Raw genomic sequence first — 18,445 nt, 5'->3', positions numbered from 1 at the left:
TAAAATGAATAATGAGCTGCACTAAGGACGTTTAACGTCGAGGGCGCAAGCCATTATTCATTTCACATTGTTCATTTTACATTGTCCACTATTGATTAGCCTTCAGCGCGGCATAATGTTTAAAGAATAAGGGAATGGTCTCAATGCCTTTGTAGAAATTGAACAGACCATAGCTCTCATTTGGTGAATGCAGCGCGTCAATATCAAGGCCAAAGCCCATCAGAATCGATTTAAGGCCCAGTTCGCGTTCAAAGAGCGCCACAATCGGAATACTGCCACCGCCCCGCGTCGGGATCGGTTTTTTGCCCCATGACTCTTCCATAGCCAGGCTGGCCGCTTCGAACTCAATTGAATCCGTTGGCGTCACATACGGCAGGCCGCCGTGATGCGGCCGAACGGCCACCTTTACAGACGGCGGTGCGATAGCGTTGAAGTGGTTGCTGAACAGTTCGGTGATTTCGGCATCGTTTTGATTCGGCACCAGACGCATGCTGATTTTGGCAAACGCTTTCGACGGCAGGACGGTTTTGGCCCCTTCGCCGATATAACCGCCCCAAATGCCGTTTACGTCCAGCGTCGGGCGGATTGACGTACGTTCGTTGGTAGTATAGCCTGCTTCACCGGCCACCTCGGCAATGTCCAGATCACGCTTGTATTCGTCGAGATCAAACGGCGCTTTTGCCATTTCCTCCCGTTCTTCAGCCGACAGCTCGATTACGTTATCGTAGAAACCGGGAATGGTAATATGCCCGTTAGCGTCTTTCATGGAGGCGATCATCTCGCACAGTACGTTGATCGGGTTGGCCACGGCCCCGCCATATACGCCGGAATGCAGATCCCGGTTGGCACCGGTCACCTCTACCTCCACGTAAGACAGCCCGCGCAGCCCCATCTCCAGCGACGGTACATCGTTGGCAATAATGCTGGTGTCAGAAATCAGGATTACGTCGGCTTTCAGCATATCGCGGTTAGCCGCCACAAACTGGCCCAAATGATCGGAGCCCACTTCTTCCTCGCCCTCGATCATCACCTTCACGTTACACGGCAGGCCATCGGTTGCCAGCATGGCCTCAACGGCTTTAACGTGCATATAGACCTGGCCTTTGTCATCGCAGGCACCACGCGCATAGATACGCTCATTGCGGATGGTTGGTTCGAACGGCGGCGTGTGCCACAGCTCATACGGATCAGCCGGCTGAACGTCGTAGTGGCCATAGATCAGGACCGTAGGTTTAGCAGGGTCAACAATTTTTTCGGCATACACCACCGGATGGCCCGCCGTTTCGTGCAGGGCTGCTTTATCCAGACCAGCAGCAGTCAGTTTATCGCGGAGAAATTCGGCGGCACGGCGCACGTCATTTTTGAATGCAGAATCGGCCGACACCGACGGAATGCGTAATAAATCAAACAGTTCGTCTAAGAAGCGTTGTTTGTTGGACTCGAGATATTGTTTCATCACTGATGGCATTTAGCAGTCAGGTCATAAAGGCTACCGGAGCCTCAAACCCGGCATTTAACCCAAAAAATTTGCCCCGAAGTTACACACTTTCGTATAACTCCGGGGCATAGATTATTGTCGGAAACCGAGATTCTTATGGTAGTGTCGCTGATTAGTCACGCTTTTTACGCAACCGGATCAGGACCGTCCGGTTCTCCTGGCCGCGCAGTAACCGCCCTATGTTTTTCTGGTGCGTTAAGGCTACGATAAGGAAAACCACAAACCCGAAGGCAATCAGCAACGGGCTTTCTTTTTCACCGAAGATACGCAGCAGTAACAGGACCGGAAAAGCCAGTGCTGCCAGCAGCGAACCCAGGGAAACATATTGTGATGCAATCACTACCAGCAGGAAAATGCCGATGCAAACCACGGCCATTTCCGGGTGAATGGCCAGCACCATTCCGAGCAGCGAAGCCACGCCTTTACCGCCTTTAAAGTTGGCAAAAACAGGAAACAGGTGCCCTACAACCGCCGTTAAACCAAACACAAGCTTCCAGGTCAGCACATCATCAGCATCAATAAACTGGTAACGCCACAGCAATGTCGCCAGGATGGTTGCCGTAAACCCTTTCATCACGTCGACCAGCATCACAACGGTACCGGCGCGTTTACCCAGCACCCGGAAGGTGTTGGTTGCACCGGCGTTTCCGCTACCGTAGTTCCGGATATCGAGTCCAAAGAAAGCACGGCCATACCAGACAGCCGATGGGATTGAACCGAGTAAATACGCCAGCACTGTAGCACTTATAAGGGCAATAACATTCATTCGGGAATACGCTACTATTAGGTTTAAAACTGTGAAACAATCTATATTTAGCTTGTCTGAGTCCGGCAAACCTCATGAATCGAGGCAGTTTTGCCTTGCAAGATAGTGAATTGGTATACGAATGGCAGTCAAAGTTAGCTATATTTTAGGAATTTCTTCATTTGTTAACGGCTAACTAACACTACTAAAACACTATTCTAGCTAGAATAATTTCATTTCCCGCCAACGACTATTTCTGTCAGGCTGCTGATATCCAGATACTGATTGGCCATCTGCATGATTTCTGCTGCCGTAACGGACCGTAACCTCGGAATATAGGTGTTCAGGAAATCGTCGGGCATTCCGTCCAGCAAAATAACCTTGTACCGGTCAGCGATTTCAAACGGCGTGTTCAGCGAGCCGACAAACTCCCCGGCCATGAAGTTTTTCACCGTCTCCAGTTCATCTTCCGTTACAGGTTCTGTCTGCAAAATCCGCACTTCTCTGGCAACTTCGTCGAGCGTCTGCTGCGTATTTTCCTTTTTTACATCGGTGCCGAGCGTAAAGAAGCCTTCATGACGGAAGGAAATCAGGCTCGATGAAATGCCGTAAGTAAAGCCCTTATCCTCGCGGATATTTTTCATCAGCCGGGAACCGAAGTAGCCGCCGAACACCTCATTTGTTACCAGCATCTTTATAAAATCGGGATGCTCACGGGTAAACAGCAGCCTTCCCAACCGCACCGACGACTGTACGCTTGCCGCCTTATCGACCGTCAGGGCAGCGGTATCCGGCGCCGGCACAAAATCCTGCTGCAACGCAACCGGCACTGACGTAGGGATCTGACCCAGCGCCTTGTTAACCATCTCTACCTCAAGGGGTGTAGCGTGGCCAGCCAGCAGCACCCTGAAGGGCCGGTTACGGATGGTATTGTCGAAAAAGCCGGCCACATCAGCACGGGTAATGGCTTCCACGGCGGCCGGTTGCTGCATTCGCCCGTATGGGTGTTTATTACCGAACAGCTTTTCGCGCATCCGGACACCGGCAATGTAGGCGTTTTTCTCAAAGCTCACCCGCAGGTTCTGCAGCGTAATATTCCGCAGGTCTTCCAGTTCCTTTTCTGGGAAAACCGGTTCGGTCAGCACTTCCTGCATCAGCGTCAGTATCTGCCCGAGGTATTTTGTCAGGCAGTAAACGACAATACTGGCGCGGTCAGGGCCGCTGTTCAGTTCCAGAAAAGCCCCGAAATTGTCGAGGTACTCGCTGATTTCGGCCGATGTACGCGTTTTTGTGCCTTCTGTCAGCATTTTGACAGCAAAAAAGGCGGCTGACGGGGTCTGTTCATACCATGACCCGGCATCCAGAATAATCTCCAGCCGGACGACCGGTTGCTGCATTACCGAAATCAGGTAAACAGGTACGTTATTATCAAGGGTAAAGGTCTCATAGGCGGGTAACCGAATCTCGCTTACTGCCTGAAACCCGGGGGCCTGAGTACGATCTAAAACCATAATTACTCTTCAGGTACGGAAATGAATAATACAAAAAATGGCATTCCTGAATGAAATGCCATTTTCCGGACAAATAAAGCAATAAAACTGACTAGTTGTTTGTATCGTCAGCTTCGTCGGCGTCATCCTCTGCTGCCGCCCGGGCACTCTTGGTCAGGTCGATCAGCAGGGAGATACGGAATGTATTTGACAGCGGGCTCTGGCGGCCGGTCGGCATAACATATGAGAAGTCAATGCCATAGCGCTCTTGTAAGCGTAACCCGATACCGGCCGTAAAGTAGTTACGGCCCCCTTTCAGTTTCGATTCGCCGTGGTAACCAACCCGCACCGCAAACTGGTTATTATACCAGTATTCGACACCGGTTGCCACGTTAATTTCTTTGAGTTCCTCGCTGAAACCGCCCGGTGCATCCGCAAACGAGGCGAAAATCGACGCAACAGGTGATTGGTTCGGGTTAACAGGTGGTGTCGGCACCATCAGCTTATTCAGGTCTAACACAAAGTTAAACTTGTTAAACAAATCAGAGTAGTACGTTACGGAACCACCCAGACGCAGGTTCGTCGGGATAAAGTACCGCTCCGGACTACCGTAGCTGATTTTACCACCGATATTAGAGATCATACCGCCAAACGTCCAGCCAAGGCCTTTTCCGGTAACCTCGTCACGGACTTCAGTCTGGTAATAAGCACTGATATCAGCCGCCGCCGTACCGCCCGGTTTGATTTGTGTACCGTTCAGGTTATAGGCACCGGCCAGGTTTGAGTTGAGATAACGCAGGTTTAACCCCATCGAAAAGTTTTTCGACAGCTGCCGTGAATAGGAGGCAGTGAAGGCATATTCCCGTGAATTGAACGTTCCGGACGACAGGCCCTGACTGGTCGTGAACTCAATCGTTCCGAGGTCAAAATACATCAGTGAAGCCCCGAAAACCTGATTTTTACCCACTTTCTTGTAGCCGGTAATGTAGGTGTAATACATATCACCGATCAGGTCACGCAGCCACGGCGTATAGGAAATTGAAGCGCCGGCGCTTTTTTCCGCAAAGACCAGCTTCGACGGATTCCAGAAGATGGCGTTCGCGTCGGCGTCCCGCAAGGCACCGCCGGCATCGCCCAGACCACCACTGCGGGCATCCGGTGTAAAGTTCAGAAACGGAACCGCTGTAGTTACTGTATTTAAGGGTTGACCATTCAGGTTGCTTCCCGTTGTACTTGACGGGCTGCTTGTCTGGGCAAACGCCGAAGTGTGTAGTAGTGAACAAAAAGACAGAAAGCCGATAGCTCCAGTAATGCGGGAAAAGCTGCGCTTCATAGATAGATGTTTGTAAAGGTCAGTAGCTCAGCGTGCCGCTTTATACTGAACGCTCAAAATTACGACGATTCGTTGGTAATAAAAAAGTATTCCGGGCCTGTGGCGGCATTCAACGGCTCAAAAAGACCCTGCCGGCTCCTTTCGCTTCGGTTCCATCACTCACGGAGCGAACCTGAAGCCGGTAAATATACAGACCGTTGGGCAATACAGCTCCGTTGGCAACCCGTCCTGCCCAGTCGGCAACCGGCACCGTCGCGGGGCAGTCCGTACAGTTGCCGGTCTGCTCCGTAAGCACGCGGCCGCTGACATCCAGCACCTGTACGGTCCAGTCGAGCGCATCGCCCGGGCGGTTGTGCGTCAGTTGAATGGTGGCCTGCTGAACAACCGGATTCGGATAGGCGGTAAGGCTTGTAACGGCCAGACCAGGCTTATCCGATACCCTAAACGTCAACGTGCCCTCTCCTGAATTATTGTTGACATCCCAGGCTTTTACCCGCAGCGTATAGGTACCGGACGGTAAATTCCGGAATGTGTACTGCACTTCTCCTTTCGTGCCGTCGTCGGTCGTGGCCACGTAATAATCATTCAGAATAACCAGCGTGGTATCGTTCAACCGGGCCGTCAGTTCATGACCTAATCCGTTACGGGCCAGATTAATACCTACATTATCGGTCAGCTGCACCCGCACCGTTACGTCCGGACCGGCGACCCGCACCGGTGTTTCAGCCGACACGGCATTATTCAGCGTCAGCTGCACCGCCGGAGCCTGCCGGTCGATGGCATCGACGGTTGTACTGCCGCCAATAATTAACTGAGACAGACTACCGGCAGCATCCATCAGACTGTCTGACCGGATCGCATAGGCCACCAGCCGACCGGGGCCGAACTGGTAATCAATGTCTTTCGGCACGGTAAACCGGATGCTGAACCGTCCTTGTTTTACCGCCACCTGACCGGCATAAACCAGACTGTTAAACACCTTGTAGGTCATCGGCGAACTCTCCGTTCCCTTTGTGGTCTGGTTTACAGCCTTATCATAAAGAGATACTTTCAGCATACCCGAAAAATCGGCCAGCAGACTCCCCGATTGCGGGTCCTGAATCTGTCCTTCGAGCGATACCGTTTGCAGGGCACGCAGCGTATCGGCCTTTCCGGCGGTTACGGTCCGGCTATTGATTTTCGTCACGGCTACCGTCGCCTTCGGATAGGCCAGCCGCATCGACGGGTCACCCAGCAGGCTGAAATTGCGGTTCCGGCTACCGCTGAGGCTTTTGTTTTTGGTCAGGCGCAGGACATCGCCCAGGCGCGGCATCTGCCCGTTTACGGGCGCAAACACCGACTGATAAAATGCCTGGTTCAACAGAAAATTCGTATTGGCGGCAACAGGGCGGGTCGTTGTCAGTAAGGCAATGGCCCCACCAAGGCGGCTCGTCAGCGCCAGTTCGGCACCCGACCGTACGTTCGGATCATCGTAACGGCCGAATTCGCAGGTACCGGTCACAAAAAGCGGCAACCGGCGGTTTCGCCAGCTGAAAATATCCTGTAAGGTCAGAATCTGCTCCTCGGCCCAACCCGACTCACCACCGTGGCCGGTGTAATTGATGATCAGCCGACCGTCGGTAACAGCCTCGTCAATGGCTTTATTCATGAGCGGCGCTTTCTGTCCGGTAGCCGTTACTTCCTGCGGAAACGCATCCAGCAGCAGGCGCTCAGGGCGGTAAGCGGGGGCCTCTGTTTCAACATAGCGGGCAAAAAAATCGGCGTCAGACTGGTGAATATTTATATCCCCGTCGTCGGCCACCAACGTTAAGCGGCTCTGCCATTCACCGGCCAGCGTCTTGTCGGAATCGTACCGGATCAGCTTATCGACTACGGTCCGGGCATCTTCCAGCGAACGCACCGGCAAGCGGCCTACGCCTATATCCAGCAACTGATCACCCGCCTCCGTTTCGGCCCATTCGCCGTCGGTTTCTTTCATGAACCCGAAATAATCATCCGACGAAAAACCATCTACCGGATGGAATGACTCACGGCTTTCGTAGACCGGTACTGTGTTCCACTGCTGCACGGCCGTTTGCATGCCCATGATGTTCCGGTAGTCGTAGGTTGAATTCCCCACCAGCAGCAGAAATTTCAGCTTGCCGGCCTGCTGCCGGTAAAAGTACCGGACTGCATCGCGGATCGCGGTCGGGTCGGCCTGACCGGAGCCAAATTCGTTGAATACCTGCTGCGTCGTCAGCACGAGTACGTCTAAACCAGTGCTGCTACGCCGGAAAGCCGCCAGCCGGTCGGCTTCGGTCTTCCAGCCAGGCGCCGTGATGATGAGCAGATCGGGGGTTGTCTGGCCGCGCACCTGCTGATTCGCAATCGGCCTGACGCTGACCGGTGCAATAGCCTGACTCTCGGTAAACAACAGGTAAGTGCCTGCCGTAGCCGACGCCCAGGCTGCCTCTCCGCCGCTATTGCTAAACGCTTGCGCGGCCGGTTTCAGCGGATCGGTAATATCCCAGAGTCTACTGACCGTTGCCGCTTGCTTACTGCTGTAGCGGCCTGCCGGTAGCCGGGCAATGACCGGCTGCTCATACCAGCGCAGGTCGCGTCGGTATTGTACTGCCAGGAAATTCAGGTAGCCCTGTGAGCCGGTCTGGCCGTTTTTGTCGAATGTCAGCACAAACGGCAGGGTGCCGGTTGCGAGGGTTGTGCTTGCAGTAAAGGTCTGCCGGTTTTCCAGCCCCTGATAGTCGTATTTATAGCCGGACAGGGCATTAACCGGCTGCCTGCCGAGTGGCTGCCCGTTAAGTTGCCATGAGAAAGAAGTCGGCACAACCGCATTGGCTACCACCGACGAGGTAACCAGCAGCGGGGTTGCAGGCACCAGTCCCGGCACATTGAACGACACTGTCAGGGTTGTATTTACGCCAAGATACTCGCCCATCCACTCACGCCCCGTTTTGGCGATACTGGTCAGCTCCTGCTCATGAAACTGATAATCGTCGAATGTGGTCATGGCAGCGCCGCTCAGGGAGGCCGACGGTTTGGGTTGTATCCGCAGACCGGCCGCGTCACCGATGGTCAGGAAATAAAAGGTTGTATCGCTGTAGGGATTGATCCGGTGCGTTAAGCGGTTAGTTACGGAGTCGAAGCGGATCACGTGCGGGCTCTGACCGAAAAACAGAACCGCATCGCCGGCATCCAGCCTGCCATCGTCTTCTCCCGATACCATGATGGCATTTTCAGTGAGATCAACGGCCCGTTTCGCCGCATTTGCCTGGGGCAATGCAGCCCCTCCGTTACCATACAACCGCAGCCGGCGCGGATCGGCAGCCGCAAATGCCGGATTGGCTTTGGCGAGCATATCGGCGGTGAGCCGGTGAACACCCGTAGTAGTTACCCCTATTTTGATCCAGCTACCTGATTTGAGTACAGTCTGTGCCTGCGTCAGACTGCCCCACAGGAGCAGCAAACCGGTTAACAGCCCCCACCTATTCACATTTTTCCACCAGGGCATGAGCCAGGATTGCGTAAGATTTTGATGAACTTATTTCTTTACAAACGACGCGGGTGCGCCGTAACGTACCCCGCTGGTAGGTCTTTTCGCGGAATTGAAATAATTCGCCCTCTGCCAGCTCATGCAGGGATAGCAACCGGTTATGCGGGTTCAGCTCATTATGGCGTACCGGATCGGCAAGGCGGAGGGCCTGCACCAGAGCAGGACTGGCATGACTGGATGCCGCCGGCGCCTGCATATATACCCGTAACGGGGCCAGAATAGCGGCCGGAAACACTTGCTCAGTCAGTAGAGGCTGCATAAGCCGCTGGAAGGCCTGCTGCCAGACAGGGCCATGGGGCTTCATCGCACGCAGCCGGCGGGGCGTATGCGAGACATACACATCGGCGTGAGCGACTTCGTGAATGTAGGTAATCAGAAAAGCGAAGGGATTGAGATCGGCATTTACCGAAATCTGTAACTGCCCCGGAGCAAGGGCTCTGAAATCGCCGAGTTTGGTTTTGCGGGCCCGGACGATCCTGAGTTGAAAAGCATAGTGTTGCCACAGGTTCTGACAGTATGATACCGATGCTGCCGGCAAATACTTTGCTAATACATCCATGTAGACACGTTTAAAAACAGAAAAAGCTCTATAAATATAGAGCTTTTTCCTTGAAGTAGAGAGCGCGGTTGTCCGCGGTAAATTACTTCGCTGAGTCTGCAGGAGCAACAGCAGCTGAGTCTGTAGCAGCTGAGTCTGTAGCAGCTGAATCAACAACAGCTGAGTCTGTTGTCATTGTTGCAGTTGAATCAACAGCAGCTTCTTCAGTTTTAGGTTTGCTCTGGCAAGCAGCGAAGGTAATCATTGTACCTACGAACAATAAAGCGATAACTTTTTTCATGCTCTTTTAGTGGTAATTTATGGTTCCGGTCGCAAATATAGGCTTCTCCAGAAAAATACAATAATTTACACGTATATTTTTTGTGGTTTGATGCTAAACCCTTATATAGTTCTATTTCCTACAGACAGACCAGGCTTTTCAGATATAAGAAAAATCTAATTTTCACTTCGTTTCTTAGCTTTGATCCGGTCGTAAAATCCTGTACTTCGGAAGGTAAGTAACCGGTGGCCGAAAAAGTTGGCCAGAAAGCTTAATCCCATGCCGACAACGTGCGAGGCTTTTTCTCTGGCAAACGCTGACGTTTCCGGGAAAAACGGGTTGGCAATCTGCTTTAGGGTAATTTCTGAGGAGTACACCTGCACGGCCAGCGCTACCAGTGCAATGCCGACATACTTGACGAATTCCCGTCCTGCGTTGTCGGTTTTCTTTGCGTCGAACGCAAAGTTTTTCGTCGGGGCAAAGGTCAGTACCATTGCTGTTACGTAGCCCAGAAATACGCTGGTTGCAAAGCTCAGGCCGATCAGTTCACGGTAGCCGATCTGGCTGAAAAAATTAATCAGTGCGCCTAGAATGGCGGTAAAGAAATAGGCGATAAAGTCCTTATATCCCTTTCGTTTCGTTGCTGGTACAGTACTCACGTTCACGGCCCGTAACTTGCTGTCTGGTTATCAACTCACTAAAACAAACCCGGGGTCAGGCTGTCAGACAAGTAGTTGTCGTACCAGAACCTGACCCCGGATGAATCTATTCTTTCTTTAGAAGACTCATTTACGTCATTCTTACTTATACTAACCCATCCAGCAAACCGGGTGCCAGACCTAACACTAAGGTTAAAATAGTGGCGGCAATCAGTACATACCGGTAGAACGGAGCGACTTTAACCGGTTCACCGGCACCTTCGCGGAAGTACATGGCAATGATTACCCGGAAGTAATAATAGATACCTACCGTCGACATCAGCACGGCAAATACCAGGATCCAGAAAATACCTTTATCGGCTGCCGTTGTGAAGATCATGAACTTGCCCCAGAAACCGGCAGTCAGCGGAATACCCGCCAGCGATAACATCGAAACCGCCATCACAAAGCCGAGCAGCGGATTCTGCCGCGCCAGCCCGTTGAAGGCATCAAAGTTCTCATTTATTCCGTTTTCATCCTGACGCTGCCGGGACACAACCAGCAATACGCCGAAGGCTGAAATCGTAGCCAGTGAGTAAGCCAGCGAATAGAATACCAGGGCTTGTTTGGTTTGTGTCCCCAGAGCCGTCAGACCGATTAACAGGTAACCGGCGTGCGAAATACTGGAGTAAGCCATCATCCGCTTAAAGCTGTTCTGGTATACAGCCGTTACGTTACCGATCAGCAGGGTCAGGCAGGTCAGTGCCGCCAGAATTGCCCACCAGAACGAGTAAACACCAACAAACGATACCGACAGCACGCGGAATAACGCCGCAAAACCGGCTGTTTTTACGACTGTTGACATAAATGCCGTGAAGAGGCTTGGTGTTCCGTCGTACACATCCGGCGTCCAGAAGTGGAACGGAGCGGCCGATACCTTGAACAACATACCGATCAGCAGCAGCAGAATACCCATGTACAGCAACAGCGATACACCGTATGAGTTTGTGTACACGTAGGATTTAATGCCCGAAACGACAAACGTGCCGGTGGCGCCGTATAACAGCGCAATCCCGAACAGCATAATACCGGTCGCAAAAGCCCCCATCAGGAAGTACTTCAGCGCGGCTTCGTTCGAACGCGGGCTGTGCTTGTCACTACCCGCCAGCACGTACATGGCCACCGACAGAATTTCAACGCCGACGAACAGCATGATCAGGTTTTCGAAGCTGATCATCATAATTGCGCCGACCAGCGAGAACAGCAGCAGGCCGTAATATTCGGCAGGCTGTGCCTGTTCGTCTTCAATAAAGCTATTCGACAGCGCCACGACCATGAACGCCGATAACAACACGATTGTCGTAAACATAATCGCGAGGTTGTTGGTCAGCAGCATGTTCTGGAAGTAGAGGTACGTTTTCCCCCAGTCCGTGAACGTGGTCGCCAGTGCAGCCAGGATAAACACCAGTGTTGCCGGCAGTAACAATACTTTGGACTTCAGAAACCCCATGAAGAGCAGGACAATTCCGAAAACCGATAATAGGATAATGGGTAGCATTTCTTTAGTCGTTATTTTACAACGTATTGCAACAAATTCATTACAGCAGGTTCTGTCACTTTCAGGAACGAGTTCGGATAGATCCCGATCCAGAAAACCATTACGGCCAGCGGCAGCAACACCCAGCTTTCGGCACCGCTCAGATCATCGAATGTTTCCGTACGCGCCGATGTTGGTCCGAACATCGACTTCTGGAACATCCGCAGCATATAAACAGCACCCAGAATGATGGTTAAGCCGGCCACAGCACCTAACCAGTTGTTATAGGCAAAAACGCCGTTCAGTAACAGAAACTCACCCACAAAGCCGTTGGTCAATGGCAGGGCCACCGAACCAAGCAGCAGAATCATGAAGTAAACGGTCAGTTTTGGCGTTGTACGCGTAATACCACCCAGCTGATCGAGGAACCGGCTGTTGGTGCGGCCGAAAATGATTTCGGCAACGAAGAAAAGACCCACTACGTTGATACCGTGTGCCAGCATCTGAATCAGGGCACCCTGCAAGCCGTTTGCCGTCTGCGAGAACACACCGGCCGCCATCAGGCCCACGTGTGCAAACGATGAATAGGCAATCAGACGCTTCATATCGCGCTGACGAATGGCAATGATTGACCCGTAGACAATACCAATTACGGATAACGTGGTCGCCAGCGTACCCCAGGTATCAAGCCCAACCGGTACAATCGGCAGCAGGAACCGGATCAGGCCGTAGACCCCCATTTTCAGCATGATGCCCGACAGCAGCATCGTCGCCGGTGTCGGTGACTCTACGTAGGTATCCGGCTGCCATGTGTGGAACGGGAACACCGGCATTTTAATGGCAAAGGCAACAAAGAATGCCCAGAACACCCAACCCTGCGCGGCAGGAGTCAGGTTGAGGTTGTAAAAATCAACGATGGCCGACGAGTGAACGCCTGGTTTGCCCGGCACGCCGGTCTGGTAATACAGATACACCAGCGCCACCAGCATGAACAAGCTACCGAAGATGGTATAAATAAAGAACTTGAACGTAACGGCAATCCGCTTTTCGCCGCCCCACATAGCCGCCAGAAAATAAACCGGAATGAGGGCCGCTTCGAAAAAGAGGTAGAACAGGAACGCATCGCGGGCGGTGAATACCCCCATCAGTGCCGCCTGCATGTACAGAATCAGCGAGTAGAACGTCGATGGACGGTCATAGTCACGCCCGAAGGCCGATAAGACAATGAGTGGTGTCAGTAACCCGGTCAGCAGCACCAGCAATACGCTGATACCGTCAATACCGCCGCTGAACCGGATACCGGCACTGGCGATCCACGGGTAATCAAATTCAAACTGCATCTGCGCATCGGCCTTGAACGTAGCAAAGGCGTAGGCTGCTAATGCCAGCTCAACCAGGGCTGCTCCCAGGGCAAGCGTTTTGACCGCCGGGCTCTTGATCAGCAGTAGCAACGTGGCCGCTACAACCGGTAGTAGTATAAGTGAAAGCGTAAGCATATAGGTTAAGTTTCCTCTCTATGGCCGCCGGCTCCCGTATCGCAGGAGTGCCGGCCATAACCTCCTTTTAGAACCGAACAAAGAACCGAACAATCACGATGACCGCAATACTGAATACCATCGCAAAAACATAGAAGCCGATTGACCCCGACTGCAGTAACCGCAGCTGCGCCGACGCGGCCCGTACCAGCCAGGCAACAGCGTTGACAATACCGTCGATGATAAACTCACCGGCATTGTACAGCAGATCACCGAGAGCACGGATCGGACGAACAATAGCCACTTCGTACAGTTCGTCCACGAAGTATTTGTTGTACACCAGTTTGGCGATACCTGACCGCTCCGCTGATTCAGGGGCCGGTACGGCGTTACGGCTGATGTAAACCACGTAGGCGGCAATGGCTGAGCCAATGGCTACCGCCGTTGAAATACCCATCAGCATATACTCGGTACCGTGGTCGATTTCGTGACCGAATGCTTCCGGATTCACCTGTGCCGAACCGGCAAACAGAGGTTCCATGAAGTGAGTCAGCCAGCCACCGCCAGGCAGGTTCAGCAAACCGCCGATAACTGACAATACCGCCAGAACAATCAGAGGCAGCGTCATCGTCGCCGGTGATTCGTGGAGGTGATGGTGCTGTTCCTGAGTACCGCGGAATTCACCGAAGAACGTCAGGAATAAAAGCCGGAACATATAGAACGAGGTCATGGCTGAACCAACCAGACCCAGTGCCCACAGCGCTTTATTATGCAGGAATACGTGGGCCAGAATTTCGTCTTTCGAGAAGAAACCGGCAAACGGCGGAATACCGGCAATAGCGATGGTACCCAGCAGGAAGGTGATAAACGTAACCGGCAGGTGTTTGCGCAGGCCGCCCATTTTGCGGATATCCTGTTCGTCGGACATGGCGTGGATGACGCTACCGGCACCGAGGAACAACAGGGCTTTAAAGAACGCGTGCGTAATTACGTGGAACATACCCGACGTGTAGGCCGCTACGCTCAGGCCGAGGAACATATAACCCAGCTGCGAAACAGTCGAGTAAGCCAGTACTTTCTTGATATCGTTCTGCAACAGACCGATCGACGCCGCCAGAATAGCCGTGGCGATGGCAATAAAGCCGATGATTTCGAGCGTTACCGGCGACAGGGTGTACAACACGTTCGAACGGACGATCATGTAGATCCCCGCCGTCACCATCGTTGCCGCGTGGATCAGGGCCGATACCGGTGTCGGACCGGCCATCGCATCCGGCAGCCAGGTGTAGAGCGGAATCTGTGCCGACTTACCCATGGCGCCGACAAACAGCAGCAGGGTAATGGCCAGAATCATCTTGTCGCCCACCGCGAACCGCGTCGCCTGTTCGAAAATGTCGGTGTATTCAACCGAGCCGAACGTGGTGATTAACAAAAAGATACCCAGCAGAAAACCAAGGTCACCGATACGGTTCATGACGAAGGCTTTGCGGGCAGCGTTGTTATAGTTGACGTTTTTATTCCAGAAACCGATGAGCAGGTATGAACACAACCCTACCCCTTCCCAGCCGATGAACATGATGACGTAGTTAGAGCCCGTCACCAGCAGCAACATGAAGAACAGGAACAGGTTCAGGAATGCCATGAACTTGCCGAAGCCTTCATCGTGCTTCATGTAGCCGATTGAATAAATGTGAATCAGCGAGCCAACGCCCGTCACAATCAGGAGCATCAGCAGGGAAAGCTGATCAATCTGGAACGAGAAGTTGATGTGTAAGCTACCGACACTGATCCAGTCGAATAAGGTGGCTTTAATGGGTTGCCCGCTGAAGCCGCTGAACAACATCAGCGTTACGGCGAAGGAAGCGAGCGCGGCTGCCGAGCTGATGGCCCCAACCAGGCTTGTGGGCACCTTGCGGAAGCCCAGGCCGTTGATGGCAAAACCAATGAGTGGGAACAGCGGAATTAAACTACAGAGTAGGTCTGTCTGCATGTACTTGAATTCAACGTTTGACGTTTGCGGAACATTCTCCCGGCGCCGATCGGCCAGCGACCTTTGCCCGTGAAAGCTCCTAAACCAGTTTTACCATTTGAGTTTATTCAGCAATCCGACATCAATCGAGCGGATATTCCGGTAGATCATCACGATGATGGCCAACCCTACCGCAACTTCGGCAGCGGCCACAGCCATGATGAAAAAGACGAAAACCTGCCCTGCCGAATCGGATCGATACGACGAAAAGGCAATTAACAGCAGATTGACGGCATTGAGCATAAGCTCAATCGACATGAAGATAATAATGGCGTTACGCCGGGTCAGTACGCCGATGATTCCGATGACAAATAGCGCTGTGCTAACGATCAGGTAATAGTTGAGCGGTACTTGCTGAATAAGTTCCGGTATTGATACTTGCTGCGTGGGCTGCATATTAAGCCGGTTGATAAAAGATGCGGCAAAGTTATAGATAAATTGGGCTTACTCAAACCGATTTGCGGTTTGTCAGCGGCCTTATTCATCAACATTCGGAATTTATTCCTGTTTATGCTTGTTCAGATTGGCTTTACCTTTGCATTTCCGATACCTGTGCGTCCTGTTTTTTCGGTGCAGGTACGGGCTTTTTTCCGGATTAATGATGCAGGATGCTCCTCAGATTGCCATTCTCGGCCTCGGCTACGTAGGCCTGCCGCTAGCCGTTGCGTTCGGACAAAAATACCGCGTACTGGGTTTCGACATTGATCCCGTACGCATTGCTGCCCTGCAACAGCATCAGGACCGGAACGGTGATTTTACAGCCGCAGCACTCGCCGGAAGCCAGGGCCTGTCCTTTACCAGCTCTCCCGGTGACCTTGCCGCCTGTACCATCTTTATTGTCACGGTTCCCTCTCCGATTGACAGCCACCGCCGGCCCGACCTGCGCCCGATTCTGACGGCCACCCGAACGGTTGCCAGTTTGTTAAAACAAGGCGATCTTGTTATCTATGAATCAACGGTTTACCCCGGCTGCACGGAAGAAGACTGCGTGCCGGTACTGGAATCATTGTCGGGGCTCCGGTATAATGTGGACTTCTTCTGCGGGTATTCGCCCGAGCGCATCAATCCGGGCGACAAACACCATACGCTGACCAACACCCGCAAAGTTACGTCCGGCTCCACCCCTTCCGTTGCCGAACGGGTAGATCAGTTGTATGCGTCCGTCATCACGGCGGGCACTTACCGCGCCCCCTCAATCCGGGTCGCCGAAGCGGCCAAAGTCATCGAAAACTGTCAGCGCGACATCAACATAGCGTTCGTCAACGAACTGGCGCTGATTTTCGACCGGATGGGCCTCGACACCCGGACCGTACTGGAAGCGGCCAATACCAAGTGGAATTTTCTGCCCTTCCAGCCCGGACTGGTGGGTGGTCACTGCATCGGCGTCGATCCGTATTACCTGACCTACAAAGCCGAGTCGCTGGGTTATCACCCCGAAGTGATCCTGGCCGGCCGCCGCATCAACGACAATATGGGTGTGGTAGTAGCCAATAAGATTGTAAAACTCCTGATCCGGCACAACCGGCCGCTGCATCAGGCACGGGCACTGGTGCTGGGTATTACGTTTAAGGAAAACTGGGCCGACATCCGCAACTCGCGCGTCCCCGACGTGGTGCAGGAGCTGGGGGAGTTCGGCGTACAAACCGATGTGTACGATCCCCTCGCCCACCCCGATGATGTGGCACGCACGTATGCGATTACCCTGCTCCCCGACCTGCCGTCAGACATAGTATATGATGTCGTGGTGCTGGCCGTTGCTCACCAGCCCTTCCTGACCCCTGAGTTTTCGGCCAGGCTGCCACAGCTGGGTCATTTGGTGTATGACGTAAAAGGCGTCCTGCCGGTGGAAGTGATTCACGGGCGGCTGTGATGGCTACCGCGTGTAATAGTCTCCTTTGGCGATTGTCTGTTCATACTCTCCGCTGATGGTTTCCAGAAACTTGCCGGTTACCCAGCCGATGTCAGCGTTACGGACAAAGACAAACCGCTTCGGGCCCGTTGTAGTGGTATAGGCCTGCATCAGCGCCTCCAGCCAGAGCGTACCGGCAATCAGCTGCTTCTCAGTCAGCATCGACTGCACATTGGCCAGGTCGCGTCCGGCGCGCTCACGGGCAACAGGATCTTTTACCGCCTGTAAATCAGGCTGGCTTATAGCACCGTAATCGCTCATCACCAGCTTTTTAAACCGCTGAATATCCTCTACTGAAAGCGGCACGGCGGTCAGATCAGCTTTGTCGGGATACAGATATGTTACGACAGCCAGCGCAATATCGCCCCCGACACCAACCGTCTGCCGCCCCTGCAAACCCGCCTGCTGCCGGCTCAGCCGCGGACGTACTGTTGAATCGGCAATGGCCGCAATAACACGCGGGGCCTCGCGCCGGAACGCATCCATCGTCAGCGTTTTGCGGCTTTCGATCTGACTGACCAGCCCGTTCGTCCCCACCGGAATGCTTAGTCCATAAAACGTTTTCTGCGCACTGCCCGTACTTTTCGGATCAGGCTGCGAATCGAAGTACCCGCCAACGGTGTAATTGTCGTTAATCGCCAGGGCCGATGTGGTCGGCCAGACTTTGCGCGGAATGGCTCCCGTCGTAAACAACTCCGCTTCGCGGTTTACCGTAATCGACGTGTCAATCCGCAACCCGCCGATTGGCAGGGCATCAATCAGGCGATCATACAAGCGTTTTTTGCTGTCCGGAATCTGATTCATCTCGCTGCTGAACGCAATAAATACCCGCTCATTCGGAATATTGTATTTCCGGATCGTATCAAAACACACCTTCAGGGCATCCTGCCGGTTCCGGAACGACGTCGAGGCATCCGTCAGCAGCGGCGAGCTGGGCACATCGACTTTTAGCTTGATTTCCTTTTCGTAAAAATCGGTTTCATAGCGGGTTTTGTAAATACCCAGTTTCACCTCCGACGGACTGATCTGAATACCGGCATAAAAATTCTTCCCCGACACATCGCGGATCAGCTCATTGACCGCCCAGGCACTGGCCACGAAATTCAGTTTCGCATACCGGCTGCGGGCAACCTCAAGGTAATAAGCTGCCTTCTCCGGATTTTTCTGGTCTTTGTAGGCCAGTCCCAGTTGCTCGTAGGCCACCGCCCCCCAGTACACATCGTTGGTGCGCACGGCCGGCAAAGCCCGCTCCAGCAGATCAATGGCTTCCGACAGCTTGTCCAGTTCACGCAGGGTACCGGCCAGTTTAATGTATTGAATGGCTTGCGGCACGTTACGGGCATCCTGCGCCAGCGTAGCGGCTACCGGGACAAACAGCCAGATAAATCCGAAAAGAAAACGTTTCATACGTACGTAAATTAAA

Annotated in this window: 14 protein-coding genes; 1 reads left to right on the top strand and 13 read right to left on the bottom strand. The window is 53.1% G+C overall.

What is annotated here, in order from left to right; genetic code table 11:
• Positions 1–88: 88 nt before the first annotated feature.
• From AC23NW_RS02125 to nuoK, 12 genes are all read right to left on the bottom strand, one after another.
• Positions 89–1,456, bottom strand: a complete 1,368-nt coding sequence (locus AC23NW_RS02125; protein ID WP_487447386.1) for a dipeptidase — start codon at positions 1,454–1,456, stop codon at positions 89–91.
• A 154-nt stretch (positions 1,457–1,610) separates the two neighbouring features.
• Positions 1,611–2,264: a glycerol-3-phosphate 1-O-acyltransferase PlsY gene (plsY, locus tag AC23NW_RS02120; protein WP_293844122.1), complete on the bottom strand. Its 654-nt coding sequence runs from the start codon at positions 2,262–2,264 to the stop codon at positions 1,611–1,613.
• A 212-nt stretch (positions 2,265–2,476) separates the two neighbouring features.
• On the bottom strand, positions 2,477–3,754 hold the full coding sequence (locus AC23NW_RS02115; protein ID WP_487447385.1) for a M16 family metallopeptidase: 1,278 nt from the start codon (positions 3,752–3,754) through the stop codon (positions 2,477–2,479).
• Positions 3,755–3,845: 91 nt separating this feature from the next.
• Positions 3,846–5,066 carry a type IX secretion system outer membrane channel protein PorV gene (porV, locus tag AC23NW_RS02110; RefSeq protein WP_487447384.1) on the bottom strand — a complete coding sequence of 407 codons (1,221 nt, stop codon included), beginning with the start codon at positions 5,064–5,066 and terminating at the stop codon, positions 3,846–3,848.
• A gap of 109 nt (positions 5,067–5,175) precedes the next feature.
• Entirely contained in the window at positions 5,176–8,574 is a 3,399-nt protein-coding gene (porU, locus tag AC23NW_RS02105; RefSeq protein ID WP_487447383.1) for a type IX secretion system sortase PorU, read from the bottom strand.
• Positions 8,549–9,175, bottom strand: a complete 627-nt coding sequence (locus AC23NW_RS02100; protein WP_487447382.1) for a sprT domain-containing protein — start codon at positions 9,173–9,175, stop codon at positions 8,549–8,551. Before AC23NW_RS02100 ends, porU begins: the two co-directional genes overlap by 26 nt.
• 82 nt (positions 9,176–9,257) lie before the next feature.
• Positions 9,258–9,455, bottom strand: coding sequence for a hypothetical protein (locus AC23NW_RS02095; protein WP_487447381.1), 198 nt, complete (start codon positions 9,453–9,455; stop codon positions 9,258–9,260).
• Positions 9,456–9,610: 155 nt separating this feature from the next.
• The gene (locus AC23NW_RS02090; protein WP_293840507.1) at positions 9,611–10,093 is read right to left on the bottom strand and encodes a GtrA family protein; all 483 of its coding nucleotides are present in this window, start codon (positions 10,091–10,093) and stop codon (positions 9,611–9,613) included.
• A 145-nt stretch (positions 10,094–10,238) separates the two neighbouring features.
• Entirely contained in the window at positions 10,239–11,630 is a 1,392-nt protein-coding gene (locus AC23NW_RS02085; RefSeq protein ID WP_487447380.1) for an NADH-quinone oxidoreductase subunit N, read from the bottom strand.
• 11 nt (positions 11,631–11,641) lie between these two features.
• Positions 11,642–13,105 carry a complex I subunit 4 family protein gene (locus AC23NW_RS02080; protein WP_293840501.1) on the bottom strand — a complete coding sequence of 488 codons (1,464 nt, stop codon included), beginning with the start codon at positions 13,103–13,105 and terminating at the stop codon, positions 11,642–11,644.
• A gap of 67 nt (positions 13,106–13,172) precedes the next feature.
• Positions 13,173–15,074 (bottom strand): NADH-quinone oxidoreductase subunit L, encoded by a 1,902-nt coding sequence (nuoL, locus tag AC23NW_RS02075; RefSeq protein ID WP_293840498.1) that lies wholly within the window; start codon positions 15,072–15,074, stop codon positions 13,173–13,175.
• A gap of 90 nt (positions 15,075–15,164) precedes the next feature.
• A complete protein-coding gene (gene nuoK, locus AC23NW_RS02070; protein WP_071502258.1) occupies positions 15,165–15,509 on the bottom strand; it encodes an NADH-quinone oxidoreductase subunit NuoK in 345 nt (114 codons plus the stop codon).
• 202 nt (positions 15,510–15,711) lie between these two features.
• Between nuoK and AC23NW_RS02065 the strand changes: the two genes are divergently transcribed.
• The gene (locus AC23NW_RS02065; RefSeq protein ID WP_487447379.1) at positions 15,712–16,983 is read left to right on the top strand and encodes a nucleotide sugar dehydrogenase; all 1,272 of its coding nucleotides are present in this window, start codon (positions 15,712–15,714) and stop codon (positions 16,981–16,983) included.
• Between the two features lie 3 nt (positions 16,984–16,986).
• Here AC23NW_RS02065 and AC23NW_RS02060 read toward each other — a convergent pair whose 3' ends face one another.
• Positions 16,987–18,429, bottom strand: a complete 1,443-nt coding sequence (locus AC23NW_RS02060; protein ID WP_487447378.1) for a tetratricopeptide repeat protein — start codon at positions 18,427–18,429, stop codon at positions 16,987–16,989.
• Positions 18,430–18,445: the final 16 nt, after the last annotated feature.

Source organism: Arsenicibacter sp. R0_47, assembly GCF_057652235.1.
This window is presented reverse-complemented; position numbering and strand designations above follow the sequence as displayed.